This is a genomic window from Microbulbifer sp. MKSA007 (genome assembly GCA_032615215.1).
In the GTDB taxonomy this organism is placed as follows: Bacteria; Pseudomonadota; Gammaproteobacteria; order Pseudomonadales; family Cellvibrionaceae; genus Microbulbifer.
Genome location: CP128433.1, coordinates 2,858,492 through 2,875,651 on the forward strand (window position 1 = coordinate 2,858,492; position 17,160 = coordinate 2,875,651).

13 protein-coding genes are annotated in these 17,160 nt (G+C 46.7%); 2 read left to right on the forward strand and 11 right to left on the reverse strand.

Going from position 1 to position 17,160, the window contains the following annotated elements; genetic code table 11:
• Positions 1-1,603: 1,603 nt before the first annotated feature.
• From QT397_15595 to QT397_15620, 6 genes are all read right to left on the reverse strand, one after another.
• A complete protein-coding gene (locus tag QT397_15595; GenBank protein WNZ54316.1) occupies positions 1,604-2,323 on the reverse strand; it encodes a hypothetical protein in 720 nt (239 codons plus the stop codon).
• A gap of 435 nt (positions 2,324-2,758) precedes the next feature.
• A complete protein-coding gene (locus QT397_15600; GenBank protein WNZ54317.1) occupies positions 2,759-3,184 on the reverse strand; it encodes a hypothetical protein in 426 nt (141 codons plus the stop codon).
• A gap of 91 nt (positions 3,185-3,275) precedes the next feature.
• Positions 3,276-4,565, reverse strand: coding sequence for a DSD1 family PLP-dependent enzyme (locus tag QT397_15605; GenBank protein WNZ54318.1), 1,290 nt, complete (start codon positions 4,563-4,565; stop codon positions 3,276-3,278).
• A 41-nt stretch (positions 4,566-4,606) separates the two neighbouring features.
• On the reverse strand, positions 4,607-6,001 hold the full coding sequence (locus QT397_15610) for a D-arabinono-1,4-lactone oxidase (GenBank protein ID WNZ54319.1): 1,395 nt from the start codon (positions 5,999-6,001) through the stop codon (positions 4,607-4,609).
• Between the two features lie 5 nt (positions 6,002-6,006).
• Positions 6,007-6,279 carry a c-type cytochrome gene (locus QT397_15615; protein ID WNZ54320.1) on the reverse strand — a complete coding sequence of 91 codons (273 nt, stop codon included), beginning with the start codon at positions 6,277-6,279 and terminating at the stop codon, positions 6,007-6,009.
• Between the two features lie 382 nt (positions 6,280-6,661).
• Positions 6,662-7,000: a hypothetical protein gene (locus tag QT397_15620; protein WNZ54321.1), complete on the reverse strand. Its 339-nt coding sequence runs from the start codon at positions 6,998-7,000 to the stop codon at positions 6,662-6,664.
• Positions 7,001-7,239: 239 nt separating this feature from the next.
• On the opposite strand from QT397_15620, the gene QT397_15625 reads away from it, so the two are divergent.
• Positions 7,240-8,148 (forward strand): aldo/keto reductase, encoded by a 909-nt coding sequence (locus QT397_15625; GenBank protein ID WNZ54322.1) that lies wholly within the window; start codon positions 7,240-7,242, stop codon positions 8,146-8,148.
• 141 nt (positions 8,149-8,289) lie between these two features.
• Here QT397_15625 and QT397_15630 read toward each other — a convergent pair whose 3' ends face one another.
• Positions 8,290-8,862, reverse strand: a complete 573-nt coding sequence (locus tag QT397_15630) for a hypothetical protein (GenBank protein WNZ54323.1) — start codon at positions 8,860-8,862, stop codon at positions 8,290-8,292.
• A 1,041-nt stretch (positions 8,863-9,903) separates the two neighbouring features.
• Positions 9,904-10,626 (reverse strand): S1/P1 nuclease, encoded by a 723-nt coding sequence (locus tag QT397_15635; GenBank protein WNZ54324.1) that lies wholly within the window; start codon positions 10,624-10,626, stop codon positions 9,904-9,906.
• A 291-nt stretch (positions 10,627-10,917) separates the two neighbouring features.
• Here QT397_15635 and QT397_15640 point away from each other — a divergent pair, with 291 nt between their 5' ends.
• Positions 10,918-14,058: a TonB-dependent receptor gene (locus QT397_15640; protein ID WNZ54325.1), complete on the forward strand. Its 3,141-nt coding sequence runs from the start codon at positions 10,918-10,920 to the stop codon at positions 14,056-14,058.
• A gap of 219 nt (positions 14,059-14,277) precedes the next feature.
• Here the strand turns inward: QT397_15640 and QT397_15645 are convergent, their stop codons facing one another.
• The 3 genes from QT397_15645 to QT397_15655 form a co-directional block, all read right to left on the reverse strand.
• The gene (locus QT397_15645; protein WNZ54326.1) at positions 14,278-16,491 is read right to left on the reverse strand and encodes a response regulator; all 2,214 of its coding nucleotides are present in this window, start codon (positions 16,489-16,491) and stop codon (positions 14,278-14,280) included.
• A 46-nt stretch (positions 16,492-16,537) separates the two neighbouring features.
• Complete coding sequence (locus QT397_15650; GenBank protein ID WNZ54327.1) at positions 16,538-16,741, reverse strand: DUF2788 domain-containing protein; 204 nt, start codon at positions 16,739-16,741, stop codon at positions 16,538-16,540.
• Between the two features lie 109 nt (positions 16,742-16,850).
• Positions 16,851-17,123: an acetyltransferase gene (locus tag QT397_15655; GenBank protein ID WNZ54328.1), complete on the reverse strand. Its 273-nt coding sequence runs from the start codon at positions 17,121-17,123 to the stop codon at positions 16,851-16,853.
• Positions 17,124-17,160 lie beyond the last annotated feature (37 nt).

Here is a 17,160-nt window from a genome sequence, read left to right on the forward strand (position 1 = left end):
AAGGTAGGCGCCCTCCAATCTCTAACCTTCATTATCTTCACTAACCCTTATAAAGCCGAAGACCAACAGAGCGGGAAGCCCGTTTTTACCTCGGGTGTCTACTTAGCAATAACATCTAAAGCCGTTATCCGTGAATCCGGGTACTCCTAGCCATCTATATCACTTGAAAGACAGCAGATAACCGTAAAAATAATGCTTAGCATCCACTCTCGCATACCTACAGGCCCAGACATGAAAAAATGGCGGCAGATATCCAAAGCAGCAAATCAGGTATTTCAACGTCATGATGATGGTCAACCCAAAAAGGCTACCTTGAAGCCTGTATGCGACTAGAAACCCTTCTACCCCAGTGGTTCAACGCCGAAGAAGCTGTAGTTGCCTTGGCTATTAACTATCTATATACGATATATCCAACTACTCCAACGGAAGTACTACATTAACCAAGTTGCCAATCCTGCCTTCAAAGCTAAGAACATACTTGTATGCAGCTATATCTCAGCTATTAATAAAAGTGCATTCAGAAGCTGGTGGAGATGTAACTTTCACTACACCAAGCCACACTCGTGGGTGCTGTTGAAACAACAACACCGCCCTACTCCCCCAGTATAAGACTTGGTAATACTATCCAATCACGCGCTTTAAATAGCTTGATTTGAAAGAGGTATACAAATCCATGTGGTGGGTATTACCAGCCATCGTCAACTACAAATAAAGGACGCTTGATAGCTGGCATATATTGGATTTACTCAAAGTTATGGTTCAAAGCATCCTCAAATGATACAGACTTAATCACGCTTCTAGCCGTAAAACGATTCATCCTTGCGGTATACGTTGACTTACATCTCTGTGAAGTCCCCAGGTCCCTAGCCTTAATCTCATTGGCTATAGCCCAGTGCCATTGAGAATGATATTTAAAAGTTTTATCGGCCAGCTTTGTGCAAAGCTCCCAATCACCAAATCGCTTAACTCTAGTGTCCGGCTCCCCAAGAAAAACTGTACAACCAGTGGACAGAATCGAGCCCGATATGACCAAAACCTTTAGAATTCTCATACTCAACAAACCCAAATGATACTTCAAGGATGAGCTTTTCGATATCCTGAACCAGATCACAGGATCGTACTACATCGCCAGCCCTTATCCATCTCAATTACTACCAGATGCTCGTAGCTACCTATAAGCATTCTAGGAATTCATGAAAATATTAACATATTGTTGATATTTGGTCATTTTATTATGCCTAATATGCCTGAGGTATTTACATGCCCAATTTAAGTGTTACTTGGGTGGTTAATTTTAGATACCTACTGAGTCTAGTAAGCGGCCCTTATTAGCTATCCTATCACACCACTGAGTCGCATGTTGTTCAACACTTAATTCAAAGAAGGTGATTCTAAGTGTGACCATTAAAATATCGGCATTTAGCTCGCTATTTATCGGTTACTTGGATAAGCGCAGTGAAGCAATATATAAACCCCCTTTATACTAATTTATTAATCTAGTTAATCTCTTGAGAATCGGGCCACCTTAATTCGCCAAGTTACCATAATTAGTCACAAACTATATAGTCAGCTTATTTTTTCCAACATAATTATCAGCAAGAAGTCAAAGGTCTATCAGATTCCAGCGAGAATTATTTTGGCAATCTATAATCTGTTGATCAATGGCGGCTATTCGACCCCTAATACGCTCCCAATTACTTTTCTTCATTTTTAGCTCACCAGTAATACTTGCACTGTAATCAATAGATTGTTTATCAGCTAAACTTGCCGTCCGAGAGTCATGGTGTTCTTGTCGTATGCTAATCCAAATATTAGGGTCCAGTTCCGATGTATATGTGATGGCCTGACGGAGTTTCGTGGGTACAGACTCTACTCTGACGTTTCCATTTCGATCCGTAAAGTTAAGTACTTTTTGTTTGTCCACATTGACAATATAGAAAAATTTACGATTTTGATTTAAGACCCAGTTCGCAATACCTTCAAAGGGGATCATCGCAGTATTGAGACCATGACTGCCAATGATCGTATTGTAATTAGAGTATCGGCGTTCATGTAAAATACCCGCGCTTACTCCAATTAGGTGAAGCCTCTCCCAACTGCGCCCCAGCCCAGAATCTCGATCCCCAATTATTGCTCCCAAATCACCGCTAATTAGCCCCATTGCGGAGCGAGCCATATCTCCTGGCAATGGACCTATAACTCCTGCTTGGTTATGTAGTGATCTATGCACAATCCCTTGTGGAGGATTGAAAGGCTTAGAGCTCGCAAACCATTCAATATCACCTGAAATATCATACCCCGCAGAACTAACTCTAAAGTACATTATGTCGCCCCTATAATTGAGGAAATTCCGTTAACAACTAGCTGTCAACTTATAAACTTGGAAAGCGAGGGAAATTATCTGCCTGAAATCAGACAAGCAAATAGTTAAATTAGGGGGGGGGGGGGGAACTAACAATCCCTCCCATGCCCTGAATATAATATCAGCAATCCTGAGCACACAATCACCTGTGTACTGCGCCGTAAGAAATGACTTAAATTTTGTCCGGCGAAAACCAATATAAGCAACGGCAACACATCATTGGGTACCTATTTAGTTTGACCCAATAACTGCCATAGAGACATTATACGCCGACATTTTCTGTAGAAATTAAAGTTCGCCCATCGACTTTAACAATGACATCCTCACAACTGATCTGGCATGCTGATCATTATCGGCCACAACAAGCATCGTGACCGAATTTCATAGGGTTTAAATTTAGAGGAGTATCCAAAGTGCGGCTATTAGATTCAGTGACATCATTATAAAGTCAGTGATAAAAATAAAACGCATCACCCCTTTAACTTGCCACGGCCCTTCACCTTTTCGGTTTTGTAGGGCTACCGGGACATTGTAAATAAACTGTGTTCCGTGAGTGACAGCAAACACCAGCAGCAACGTAGCGCGTTGTACCTCCGTAGCAAATACTGAGGGGCTGATTAGCAGTAGGATATTGAGTAGCGCCAACGACAAGTTAAAACCACCTAGAAATTTTCCCGATTCTGCCAAGATATTAAATACGGGGGTATCCCTTTGTTCCCTGGGTACCAGTAACTTCGCAAATATATGGTTTCTCAAAGAGAAAACGTTAAATCCCATCAGAAACCAAATCGTGTTTAACACCAAAACAACTTCATAGATCATCAATATCTCCAAGACTTGTTGTTTGCCCGCCACTAAGGTCAGTACATCTATTAAACAAATTTGTACTTACCCCGTAGCAGGGGTTGAATCCTCAGGAATTACTCATTACCGGCCAGAGATCCACTATCTCGCCTTTGCTATAGACCGCAATATCACCAAACTGCAGGAACACGGACTCACTCTGTGTGGGCCGGAGAAAGACCCAGTCGTCTTCATTCAGCAGTACCTTTTTTGAGCCATTCAGCATTTCTTGGTTGCTGGAGCGGCCATAGATGGGGTTGATCGATAGACCTTTTGGTGATTCTGGCTCCGCCTTCCAATAGCCGCCAGATATAAAGAAGCTTTGCTCCCGATTTGGGTTCAACCAACTAAAGGGTCCGGTGAGCCCTTCTATGCCGGGTATCTGTGTCTGTGACAATTTCTTCAATACCGGACTTGCGATATACGCCGCTGGTAAATGATCAGACAGAGTGGGAATATCAAAGCCCACCGGTTTAACCAGGCACGAGCCAGCGGCAATCTCGTTACAGGGAGCCCGGTCTGCTCGGGATTTGTACAGTTGGTAGGTTGGGCTACCGGCAGCGTTCAAAGTGGCCACCTTCGGGAATGCACTTCCCAGCTGGATCTTAGCTTGCTCCACCCTGCTTTGGTAAATATCCAACCCCCGAGTGATTGCCTTTTCAGGTCCACCGAGAATACCTGGCATTTTTGCGGCGTGGGCGTCGTAACCCATAAAACCGGAAAATTCCAAATAGGGTTCCCGCTGAATGATACCGAGCATCGCGGAGAGATCTTCCGCACTGGCAATGCCACCCCGGTGTAGGCCTACATCAATCTCGATATTAATTCGCAAGGATTGTTTGAGCGATCGCGCCAGATCGGCGTATTGATTAAGTCTGCGGGGGCTGTCAACCAGCCACTGTAACTGCCGCGTAGGATCAAAATGATCCGCCCTAGTGCTAAAATAAAAGGCCTTTGCCGCAGTAATCGGGAGAGGTTTACCCAGTAAAATATCACTCGCTGGATAAGATTTAACCAGTTGCTGTAAAAATGGCAGCTGGAATACCATGATGCGATTGGTATTTGTTCGCTGAGTAATAGCGTCCAGCAGGTTTAGCGAGGGCAAAGATTTAGCCACTACCCGGTAGTCATAGTAACCCCTGAGGTGGCCGGCTAATATATCGGCGTTCTTTTGCAGATTCTCCAGGTCTACGACTAAGGTGGGACCAGAAAAACCGGCATTATCCAGAGCTTTAGAAACACTGGAGAAGTATTCGCTGTGCCCTCCCTGCCCTTGCGCTTTAGGGCGAAGAACGGCGACACCTGCCACCGCTCCTAACGCGACCCCACCTAGTATTAGCTTTCGTCGCTTGATATCCATTGTGCTTTCCTCTTTGAGGGTTCACTGCTGAGCAGCGTTGCTCAGGTAAAAAGCGTTTTCAGATAGGGGTTTAAGAACTTACCACTGGGGTCTAGCTCTCGGCGAACCTCAAGAAAATCCTGCCACTGAGGGTAGAGCTCGGCAAAGTCCGAGCCTTGTAGCTTGTTTAACTTGCCCCAGTGCGGGCGGCCCCCATATTTGCGCATAATGGGCTCAATGGCCTGGAACAGCGGTAGGTGGTCCTCTTCAAAGTAGCGGTGTATGGCGATGGATACGGAATCTTGCTTATAAAACGGGCTCAGCCAGATATCGTCAGCTTTAACGAAACGCACCTCGATAGGGAAGAAAACATCCAGGTTATTTTCCTCAATCGTTCGACGTATTTCCGCGAAGGCTTTCAAACCGTCCTCGCGGGGCAAGTGATACTCCATTTCATTGAAACGTACGTTTCGCTCACTGGCGTAATTCCGCCAGGAGGACTCGACAACAACTTCCCTCTCGATATCTTCCATCGCATTTTGCAACGCAAACTGACGCAACTTCGGTGACCAACCCAGCCAGTCCCGCACAGATTTCAGGGTCATTACTGCTTCATTAGTATCTTCCCGCTCCGTAGAGAAGATTTCCTCTGTGGTCGGCTGGTGGGAATCAGCCATGCACATCCCAGAAAACGGGATATAGTAAAATTCAAAGTTCCGATTGGCTTCTGCCAGTGCTGGAGCCTGATCCAACACCTCTTCCAGGGGCGCTACCCAAGATTCACGACGCAAACGGTAGCTGGGCTGGTTCTGCATACGCACCTTGGTCACCATACCCAGGCTGCCAAGAGATACTTGCGCTGCCGCGAACACCTCGGGGTTTTGCTCACCATCACACCAGAGCGTATCCCCTCCTGCGGTCACCAGTTCCATACCCGTTGCATAGCTGGACATACAACCCAAGCCTGCACCGGTTCCATGGGTCGCGGTTGCCAGGCAACCACCTAAAGTCTGCTCATCGATATCTGGTTGGTTAATCAGCGCTTGACCGATGTCCTCTAAGGGTTGGCCAATGTCTGCTACACGGGTGCCAGCATAGATTGTCGCCTGGACCTTGTCGGAATCGTGATCGGCGACGCCGGTAATACGGCCCAATGAAATAATTGTATCGTCAGTGGGTACCAGTGCAGTGAAGGAGTGGCCCGCACCTACCGCCCTGACCGTACCTTGCGCTTCCGCAATTATCGTTTGCAGTGCGGGAATATCTTTGGGAGCCAGACGATGGGCCGGCAGACACTCTTGTGAACCAGACCAATTCCGCCACCGAACACCCGCTTTTTTTGTCGGTGGAGCTGCAGCTTGCAATAAGGTACGTGCAACTGATGAGATGGGCGCGGCCGCTAATGATGCGGAGCCGATCGCAATAGAATTAATAAACTGGCGACGATTGAACCCCATATCCTTTACTCCGCTGTAGCCATAAAGACAATCAACTGTTCAAACTGCTCGGGGGAGCACTCAAAACAAAGGCCTAGTGGCGGCATACCCTGGAACCCATTGATCGCATTTTCCACCAACACATCCATCCCCTTCTCCATACGGGGCTTCCAGTTGGCCAAATCTCCGGTAAGGGGTGCGGCGCTGGCGCCAGTGCTGTGACAGCTGCGGCAAGTGCGAGTATATATTTCAGCGATTTCCGGATCAGCGGGCGCAAGAGACAGCGCTCTTTGGGTCAAAATAGCCCGGCTTTTTTCACTATCCTGTGGAGGCTCAGAACATCCTTGAATGACATTTAGTACCAAAAAATAGACAAGAGCTTAAAGCTCCGGCGCAAGACTTCCAGTTCCATATGCGTACACCTACTACATTATTGTTGTTTATTTCTTTTTGGCTATTGCCAAAGCTATCGTGTACATATCGCTGGCACTATTGTTAATCATGATGACTGCTAAAACAACTACTTGAGTTGCCTGTTCTCAATTATTTCTATCGTAATTTATTTGCGTACCACTTAGAGAACTAAAGCCTATGTACATCTCGAAGTTAAAATCAGCATTTATTACAGAGATAAAATGACTCTTGTTAACAGTAGACAGGCTTTGCAAACATCAAAAGGAGCTATTTATATTTACGAATATATAGCCATAAATAGAAACTGCCGACCAAAGTGCCCAGCGGAACATTTAGTACACTCACTGTTGACAATATTAAAGCTAATTCTTGGGCATACCTTTTATCCAAAAGGACAGCAATGCCAGCAAAGACCCCCAAAATATTCAAAGACACAAACAGTATTATCATCAACCCCATAAGACTGAATATATTGAATGGCATACTCAAAATTGAATTCCCAAAAACTGCGTATAGGAATAACAATATTGCGCTGGATATCAATAACATCAAAATTGAGTAAGTAATTATCAACCAGCCGGAAACTTTTTCCTCGGTACTAACCATGCGGTGCTCCTGTGAAGGTAAAAGCCCAAGCCTCTTTAGTGATCCTCAAAACATCAGGGCATTGAGAAATGACTCTAAAGTTGCTCCGGTTTCAGTTGTCAGCTAGCTCAACGATCAACATGACTCAATGACATTTATGACACCGATGGCGACTTTGGGCTGCCTACCCTTCTACTTTAGGCGTTGAGTATCAACAGGAACAGGAATACCCTAATGCTTTTCGATCAGGTAGGTATTCAGTGGTTAATAGAGTGCTAGCTTCTCCAAAAGGACCAGAACTGTCAGAGTTGGTCCAAGGCTACTGGCGTGTGAGTGATTGGAATTTAAGCCCTCAGGAGCGCCTGACATTCCTAAAGCAACATATAGATAAAGGGGTTACCACCGTAGATCATGCTGATATTTACGGAGATTACTCCTGCGAACAGTTATTCGGCGAGGCCCTTAAGCTGGATAGATCTGTTCGCAATCACATCGAGATTGTCACCAAATGCAATATCAAATTGCTTTCTGAAAAATATCCAAACAGGAAAGTTAAGTACTATGACTCCAGCGCTGAACATATTCAGCACTCGGTTAATAACTCCTTAGCCCATCTCGGTGTAGAGCACATCGACATCCTGCTTCTTCATCGACCTGATGTTTTGATGGATGCAGATGAAATTGCCAGCACATTCGCCGCACTGCAGAAGTCCGGTAAGGTATTACATTTCGGCGTTTCCAACTTTACCTCCCAGCAATTTGATTTGTTGCAGTCCCGCCTGAGTTCACTACTGGTGACAAATCAGGTCGAGATTAATCCTATCAATTTTAGCGCTGCGGAGGATGGAACTCTGGATCAACTGCAGCAATATAGAATTCATCCTATGGCTTGGTCCTGCTTAGCTGGAGGGGAAATTTTTAGTGGATCAAGCACCCAAGCAACACGGTTACGAATCACCCTGGAAGATATCAAGGAGGAAATCGGGGCGACCAGTATTGACCAGGTAATCTATGCGTGGGTACGACGCTTTCCCTCCAAGCCCCTAGCAATTATGGGGTCGGGAAAAATTGAGCGCGTTCAGTCGGCGATAGAAAGCCTGAAACTCAATTTGAGTAGAGAACAGTGGTATAGAATATGGACCGCCTCTAAGGGGATTGAAGTTCCCTAGATCCAGCTTTCAGCCTAACAAATTATTGATTACTTGACTTACGCAAAAAATAATTTATTAAGACTAATCTCTTGCTTAACAATTGGGTGGTGTAACTTTAATTCGGTTACACCACCCATCAACCAGACAAGTATATTTGTTCTACGGCCCCATCTGGCTTGACCACTGCATCAAGCGCCCCTGGGACATATTTTTATTTTTCTCATCCCCATTATTCATAAAAGATGCCAGTTCGGTTACCAGATTTGCCTTTCGCCACTCATAAAGAAAGCTTGCAAGCACATGGAAGGCAGCATCTGAACAGTTGGAAATGACTTGCAGCTGACCATTATTATTCCCTTCCAGGGAACTTAAACGCTCCATCCACTTTCCTGGGGCAAATGCATAATGGTATGAGACTCCGATATTATTGAGGTGGGGCCCGAAACCCTGGGTACCCAAAAGATCTTGCTGCAAAAAATCTCTGAAATTATCATGCTGTGTCTGGCTAACTTGCAGGCCATAATACTGAGCTGTTGGGTCTGCATTCATCCCTGTGTCATCACGCCAACGACCAGCAATAGGCCTCATACTATTGTGACGCCCGCCCACTGAGCCTTTAAATGCATCCCAAGAACTGTTGGGGTCCCAACCTACGATAGTATCGATAACACCATTGTGACCTGATATTAATGCCGTGTGACCATTCCATGTTCTACCCAGAGAACTTTCCACCCCACCATTATTCCACCACTGCGCGTAAAACCTGGAAAAAAGAGAACCGTATGACCTCAAACTGGATACAAAACAAATACCTGCAAAGTATCCTCCACACGCCCTAGGATTAAAACCTCTTCCGCTCATCGCCCACATCCTCCATAACGACTATGAAATTTTTTGCCAAAATTGTTATTTAATATTTTGACAATTCAAGAACTCTTTCAATTCATCGCTAAAGCCACTGAATTATTATTTTTATTACTCAGGACCTAATGAAAATTGACAGACTTTCTATATAACTCGAGATTATTTGATACCAAATCTGGTACTACCGTGTCAACACGGGAAATATTTCAAGCTGAAGAGAAGGGGTAACTGAGAGGCAAAGTAAAATAGGAGTCATGTATCCTCTAAAATTTATCAGAGAATCGCAAACAACCCAATGGGTCCACAATAAAACTCAAGATATGAAAGGATATAAAGCAGTTATTAGATATTATTTGCTTATTACCAAGTATAGTTGAATCATGAAAATTATTAGGAAATTACAAAACAACGACCATAAGAGAACTCACATACTAAAAACTCCCGCATAAAGGATTCCTTTTATAGGCATACCTGTACAAGGAAGACTCAAAAGGCTGAGGGGAAGCTACTCTAAAGATCCTTTCTCTCATCCACAATCGCCTTTAACTTTCCCTCTCCAGCCTGCTCAATCGCATTACTCACGAGCTACTTGAGCTAAAGATTTCTCCCCCTACTAACTTGAGCAAACATTTAAATGGGGATAATGATTGCAAATTTTAGCCATCTTTCGAAATAGATAACTTTACATATCTACAGTTCTAGGCAATTACCGACTGCTTATCGGACAAATTGATGACATTCCAATTAATTAACCAATAGACATCGAGAGAACAAAGATCAAAGAGGATAATTCGACTGATTTTGAAACTTCAATTTTGGCTCACCACATCAATGGCGTAGAGTGAGGCGAGCCCCAAGAAAGAATTTACTTATTAGCCACATCGATCGCAGGGTTACCAAGTGCACTGTTTAGAACAGAGGCCAGGCGAACTCCCCCTGCTGCAAACGCTTTTCAAGGGAGTCCTGACAGCGCAGAAAGTACTTTTCCCCAAGTTGTGTTTCGCTGGTATAGGCGAGACCATGGGCTAAGTGATGAGACTCCCGGGCCCAAACTTCGGCCGAGGTAGACTGCCAGATCTGCCTCTCAGCCGCACTAATTTTATCCATTTGCTCCTGAGCATAATCTTGCCAGTCTAAAAACAAACGGGCGACCATATGGATGTCCCAGAGCGCGTGTAAATTCGTTTCGACCCCATAGAATTGGACTTCCACATCATTACCCCCTTTATCTGAAAATAATCCGGTATGTAATGGCTGATGAAGGTCGCCAACAAAGTGGGCAATAAACATCAGTGCTTCTGCACGCTCCGTCTTGGTGCGCGAGCGATCGGCCAATACTTCCTGATATCTTTGAATCGCCTTCAATATACAACCCGCAGGTGGGCAGTCCCTCGCCTCATCATAAGTACTCCAGTCTCGAGACAAGTTTATATAGTGAAGCGGCGCAGCCCAGTTATAAGTCTCATCAGACCTAATTCGATCAGCCCAAGTTGTGGATTCAGCTAGGTGCGGCTCACCGACTTCATCAAGGAGCAACTCTATTTCGGCGGCTACCTCCGGGTCCAGGTAATGCCATGCAATTTCTCCAACGACCCTGTGACCATCATCTCCCCAAGCGTGTGCTTGTGTCATAGCTGTGAGTCCGAATAGTGCAACCGCTATACGGGAAATTATCAATCGTATGCTCATTGGGCATGTCCGCCAGAGTGAATTTGCTGCGTACTTTAACGCCAGTATGTGACAAGTTCACGGCTGTAATAATTTATTTATATGTGCACTACATAATCGCTTCAGCTCTTAGACAGTACCCAATAAAAATCACATAACAGTCTCCACTGGAACTTGGAACCTAAGTTGCAAGAGCAAAACTCGATAATTACTTGGGCCACTTGAGTTGGCAATTCTTTAGACCAGGAAAACGCTATGAAACCTTCTCTGTTCCCGCGCGTATTGTTATCCGCGGCGATTATCTCTGCAGCTAGTATGGCGCAGGTATCTTATGCACAAGAAACCGCAGCGGGTATCCGCGGATCTATTACCGGTAGCAATGGGCAAACAATTAGCGATGCCAAGGTAACGGTAGTTCACACCCCCTCTAACAGTCGTCGGGTTGTAGAGGTGAGCGATTCCGGCCAGTTCAACCTAAGTGGCTTACGTGTAGGTGGACCTTACACTGTAACTATAGAGTCAGGCGAAGGTAATCGGGTATTAGAAAATATCTACCTGTCTGTAGGCGATACCCTGCCGCTAACCTTAACTTTAGACAACTCCAACCTGGAAGAAGTGAGCGTAATTGGCCAAGCCATAACCAATTCTCGCTTGGCTGTCGGCCCCTCTTCTCACTTTAATAGTGATGATCTGGCGAGCGCGCCTTCTGTAAACCGCGATATTAAAGACCTTGTTCGACTAGACCCACGCGTCTATATCGATGAAGCCAGTGACGACTCCATTAAATGCACTGGTGCAAACTCACGCTTCAACAGCCTGACTGTTGATGGCGTTCGCATGAATGATAACTTCGGCCTGAACGGATGGGGCTACCCGACAGAGCGTATGCCTTTCTCATACGACGCCATTGACCAGGTTGCCGTAGAACTTGCACCTTTTGATGTTCAGTATGGTGGGTTTAGCGCATGTAATATCAATGCTGTTACCAAGTCCGGCACCAACGAATGGCACGGCTCTTTCTTCTATGATTATACTGATGACGGATTCCGCGGTGACTCCTTAGAAGGAGAAGACATCGACACAGGCAGTTTTGATGAGAAGCGTTACAATGCTGCGCTGGGCGGTGCCATTATTGAAGACAAGCTGTTTTTCTTTGCTGCCTACGAAAAACTGGAAGGTGTAGCCAACTTCTACCGCGGCCCTGCTGGCAGCGGCGCAGCCACCGAAGTCCAGGGTGTTTCTCAGGAGCAGGTGAATGAAATTACTCGTATCGCCAATGAAGTTTACGACTACAATCCCGGCAGCCTTCCGTCCGGTATCCCAGAGGAAGACGAAAAACTGTTAGTCAAACTTGACTGGAATATAAATGATAATCACCGCGCCTCTCTTACTTACAACTACAATGATGGTTTCTCTATCGCAGAATCTGACGGCGATCCCGACGAACTGGAATTGTCCAACCACTATTACGAGCGCGGTGCTGAGCTGAACTCCTACGTCGTGCAAATGTTCTCTGACTGGAGTGACATCTTCTCGACTGAAATGAAGCTCGGTTATTCTGAATTAGATAATCGTCAACTTTCTCTCGGCGGCACTGACTTCGGTGAAGTTCAGATTACCACTTACAATGACCACGATAATAATGGTAGCGATTCACGTGCCACTGTTTACCTCGGTGCAGATGACTCTCGACATGCGAACAAGCTGAGCTACGATAACCTGACCTTCAAGCTAGCGGGCAAGCTCCTTCTGGGGGAGCACAACCTGACTGCCGGCTACGAGCATGAAAACTTCGATGTATACAACCTGTTTATTCAGGAAGCTGCCGGTGAGTATCGCTTCAGTAGTGTAGAAGACTTTGAAGCCGGCACCCCAAGCCGTATCACCTACGAAAATGCGACCGGTACCAATAATATTCTGGATGCTGCTGCAGAGTTCGCCTACGACATTGATACTTTATATGTTCAAGACGAATACACTTTTGCAGACGTGGACCTTACCGTTGTAGCTGGCTTGCGCTATGACCGCTATAGCAGTGATGATAAGCCTGTGGAAAACTCTGATATCACCGCTGCCTACGGCTTCTCTAACCAGCACACCATGGATGGTCTGGACCTGTTGCAACCGCGCTTGGGTCTAAGCTGGAACGTCGATGACAACCTAGAGGTTCACGGTGGTGTCGGCCTCTACTCTGGCGGCAACCCCAACGTTTGGATCTCCAACAATTATTCCAATAACGGTGTAATACAGATCGAAGCTCAGGATAGATCTGGCACCTCCCTGTTTGGTATGGATTGGACTGGCAATGGTAATCCTATCTACGATATCCCCCAGTCCCTCTATGATCAGGTTGCCAGCGGTGATGGTTACCTGGGCGGCGTAAACCTGATGGATCCGGATTTCGAAGTCCCATCTGTCTGGAAGTATGCAATTGGTGCTAGCTACGAATTCGAGTCTGGCTACTTGCTGTCTGCAGATTACCTGTACACTGACTACCAGGATGCTGCAATCATTCAAGATATCTCGCTTGAGCAAGTTGGCACTACCTTGGATGGCCGCGCCATCTATGATAGCTCCAATGACCGTAGCGGAGACTTTATGCTTACCAACGTGGACGGGGACTCTGGTTTCTCCAGCGTGTTCTCCCTTGGACTGAGCAAGTCTTTCGACTTTGGACTGAATGTAGCAGTTGGTTACGCTTTCACTGAAGCTGAAGACGTCAACCCGATGACCAGCTCTGTGGCCTACTCCAACTACACCACTATCGCGACTACCGACGCGCAAGATCCAGGTACAGCCACTTCCAACTATGTAGTACCTCACCGCTTTACTCTCAAGCTTGATTACGCCCAAGAGTTTTTTGCCGGTTACGAAACGCGCTTCACCCTGTTCGGTAGCGCCAACGAAGGCTTACCCTATAACTATACATTTGCCGGTAGTAACTTAACTGGTGTTGCGGGTTATGATAACGCGCTGCTCTACGTCCCAACCGGAATAGATGATCCCAATGTAGTGTTCGGGGATGACTTTGATACTGATGCATTTTTTGCATGGGTTGAATCAGAAGATCTGGACAGCGGCACCATGGAGCGCAACTCTCTGAATAGCGACTGGTGGACCAAGTTCGACCTGCGTATCGATCAGGAGCTGCCAGGTTGGCGTGCTGAAGATCGCGTAAATGCATACTTTGTTATCGAGAACCTGGGCAACCTGCTAAATGATGAGTGGGGCGTAATGTATCAAACCGACTTCCCACGCCATCAGCCTGCAGTTGCAGCCAGTGTTGATGATCAGGGCCGTTACGTATTTGGAGAATTTGTGGAACCCTCCGGCCAAACTCGCGTTGCTGATGCTTCTCTCTGGAGTGCCCGTATGGGTATTCGTTACGAGTTCTAATCCCACCTTTCCCCGTAAGGCCGCATTGTTTACTGCGGCCTTTTTTGTTTCGCCTTTCCAGAAACCGGTTCTCTCTTCAATAGCTGCCGAGATAATTACTTTTCTGGAGCTAAACTTCTTCACCTCAAAAGCAGTAAGGCGTAAAGGTTGAGCGATTGGAAATAAAAAAGCCGCATTTACTTACAGCTTTTTACTCAGCATTAAGGCAAGCTCTGTAAGCTAAGCACTACCCAGCCAACGCGCCAAGGTTTCCCGAAGAAGATCCTTGCTCAGAGGCTTAGTCAGAAAATCATCCATACCTGCTGCCAGGCAACGGCCCTCAAATTGCTCTTCAGTAGTACTGGTTACAGCAACAATAGGCAGGCGATCATCCGGGCGGTGCTCGGACTCCCAGCGACGCAGTATCTCGATAATCTGCGCACTGTGATCTGTATTTTGCTGGCAATCCACTAACACCAAATCATAATGGCCTTCAGACAAGCGAACTAATGCATCATCCGCATCTACTGCTATATCTACCTGGTAACCCAGGGCCTGAAGCATCTCCTCAGTCACCCACTGATGAGGCCTGGACTCCTCAACCAAGAGCAATGAGTAGTGGCGCGGCTGATCCGCCCCACCGGTAACCACTCTTCGACAGCTTCTTTTCGCACCGCCAAACAGTAATCCCACTAACGCATCGTGCAGTTCTTTACGGGTCACCGGTCGACTCAGATACTGTGCCGATGGTAAGAGTTGCTGCAAATGAGTGAACTCACTTTTCTGGCCAAAGCCGCCCAGGCATACCAGGCGACTCTCTTTATTCTTTGCCCCTTGGGACTCTTCAAAGAAAGGCGTAATGGAGTCGAAAAGAGTCGAATCCCCCATTGCCGGTACCATCATTACCAATTGGTTGCGCTCTACCGCTTGGCGCAGCAACTGCTGGACTTCGCACTCGCAACCTTCGCACCAGCGGATGGACTTTACATCCATCCCAAAAGAACGCAGCACCTGCACCAGACCTGAAATAAACAGGCCTTTCTGATGAATTAACAAGACTTCAATATCCTGTAACTTTCTGTCCGGTGTGAGGTAGGTTCGCTGGTTTGGCTCGGTGGAATACTTGATCACCACCTGATAGCGGTTGCCGTCTGGGGTTGAATGCAGTTGAAGGTAACCGCCCATTGCTTCGGCTAGGCCTTTAGCAATCGAGAGTCCGAGACCTGTAGTTACCTGGGTGGTATCCATACGGGAGAAGGCACCGAAAAGTTCGCTCTCGTCCGGCAATATCTCACCGCGCCCATCATCCATCAAAGTGATCGAGAGCTGCCCCTCTACCGTGGTGATCGGGTTATAAGATACCTCACCCCACAGCTCGCCTCTTTGGGCAATGCCAGTAGCGGAGTCCACCAGATTGCGAATCAGCTGGGCCGTTTTGCGATTATCCCCTGTCACCATCACCGGGAGATTGTCATCAATCTGGAAGTTAAATTCTAACTCCTGGCTGTGGGCCGCCCTCGCTGCAAACTTGAATGATTTTTCTACAGTCTTGACCAGGTTAAAGGGGCCCTGACGCAACCGAATATCTTTGCGAGCCACCCGGGTAAACAAGCCCACATTATCAACCAGTTTGAGTTGCTGGCTACTGGCAACCTTGGCCAGCTCTACCCATTCGCGCTGACGGTCACTCAATGGCTCAGCTTCCAGCAGCGCTAAGGCACCAAGGGAGTCAGACAGCTGACTGCGGAATTCCTGTCCGATATTAACTATGAACTCATTGGTCAGTTCAACAGCAGCTTCGGAATGCTTGCGTGCTGCTGCTAGACTGCTTGCTCTCTGTTGCAGCTCCTGCATCGCAGACAGACGCTCCCAATAGTTCTCCGATTCGCGACGGCCCTGGTGGGCAGTCAGCCAAATAAAAGCGAGGGTGAGAGTTCCGTAGATGGTCCCCAGGATCATGCCTGAGAACAGTGCCATTAGCGCTGCTGGCAGTAGCGAGGTTGCGGTGAACCAAGTCAGAAAACGATGGTAGGGAGAAAATACGGTGGTGACACTGGAGCAAAAGATTACCGAATAGATCCACAGGAAGTGGGTCTCAGGCGCAAACCCCATTAAATAGACAAAGTAAAATAAGGTAATGCCCCACCAGGCTGAGCCGATAATCGAGAACAGAAAGTAACGATTGCGCCAACGATTTGGTCCCGAGCCATACAGGTGGTCGAAGCGAAAAACGTAGTAGCCCCTAATCAGGGTTAGTACTACCAGGCCGATTCCCATTGTTAATAACAGGCGCGGAGCTTCTAGGCGCATGTCGCCAATAGAGGCTGCGATTAGAAATGCAAAAAGGGAGAGCACCATGCCGCGCCGGGTATATTTGGCTATACGCATATCAGTTGCGCGGCAAATACGTCTGTCTTTTTGAACCTTGAGTTCAGGGCGATCAAATATAGACATTGCGACCTTCCCTGAGAGACTGGGTATCCGGTGCCATTGAAGCTCCCTAGCCTATCCCGAGTACTTCAACCAAAACGGTCTTTATTAGAAATCCCAGCAATCCAAGCCCCAGAGCGAGGAACAGAATAAATGTCCCAAATCTACCAGCCTTGGAGTCTTTTGCCAGGTTCCAAACAATAAACACCATAAATAGAATTAGTGCACCGATTCCCAACCACAGGGAATACTCTTCAAACTGCTCAAATGTCATGCGTGCATTCGCTTAAAAAATTGGCGCGCATTGTACAGTGCTTAAGGGCAACTGGTAAGTCATTGGCAAAATCTAGTCGACCACCGTACCATTTGGTAAAACTATAAATTCAAGCACCCTGATAGTAGTCACCATCCTCTGAAGCGTGAGTGCCGCAACGAAGCCTGCGAACCTCTTTATCCCGGTAGCGGCTGTCATGCCAGCATCTAGGAAGTGGCTCACCAGAGAGGAAGCATAAGTCAGTTTTATCGAAGACTTCTGGGTCCTGAATCTCTTCACCCCACAAATAACGGCCTACCACAGTCAGCTCGTAGGGATTCGAAAGTGTGACGATATCAGCCACTTCTACCAAATGCTTGGTGGATATGTCTTTAAAAAGCATAGTGGCACCTTTTTCCTCGTTACTAATCCAGTATAGG

Excerpts from the sequence above, each read along its gene's own strand:
- QT397_15605 (WNZ54318.1), bottom strand. The coding sequence starts at position 4,565 with ATGGATATCAAGCGACGAAAGCTAATACTAGGTGGGGTCGCGTTAGGA.
- QT397_15640 (WNZ54325.1), top strand. The coding sequence starts at position 10,918 with ATGAAACCTTCTCTGTTCCCGCGCGTATTGTTATCCGCGGCGATTATC.
- QT397_15595 (WNZ54316.1), bottom strand. The coding sequence starts at position 2,323 with ATGTACTTTAGAGTTAGTTCTGCGGGGTATGATATTTCAGGTGATATT.
- QT397_15655 (WNZ54328.1), bottom strand. The coding sequence starts at position 17,123 with ATGCTTTTTAAAGACATATCCACCAAGCATTTGGTAGAAGTGGCTGAT.
- QT397_15645 (WNZ54326.1), bottom strand. The coding sequence starts at position 16,491 with ATGTCTATATTTGATCGCCCTGAACTCAAGGTTCAAAAAGACAGACGT.
- QT397_15635 (WNZ54324.1), bottom strand. The coding sequence starts at position 10,626 with ATGACACAAGCACACGCTTGGGGAGATGATGGTCACAGGGTCGTTGGA.
- QT397_15600 (WNZ54317.1), bottom strand. The coding sequence starts at position 3,184 with ATGATCTATGAAGTTGTTTTGGTGTTAAACACGATTTGGTTTCTGATG.
- QT397_15610 (WNZ54319.1), bottom strand. The coding sequence starts at position 6,001 with ATGGGGTTCAATCGTCGCCAGTTTATTAATTCTATTGCGATCGGCTCC.
- QT397_15650 (WNZ54327.1), bottom strand. The coding sequence starts at position 16,741 with ATGACATTTGAGCAGTTTGAAGAGTATTCCCTGTGGTTGGGAATCGGT.
- QT397_15620 (WNZ54321.1), bottom strand. The coding sequence starts at position 7,000 with ATGGTTAGTACCGAGGAAAAAGTTTCCGGCTGGTTGATAATTACTTAC.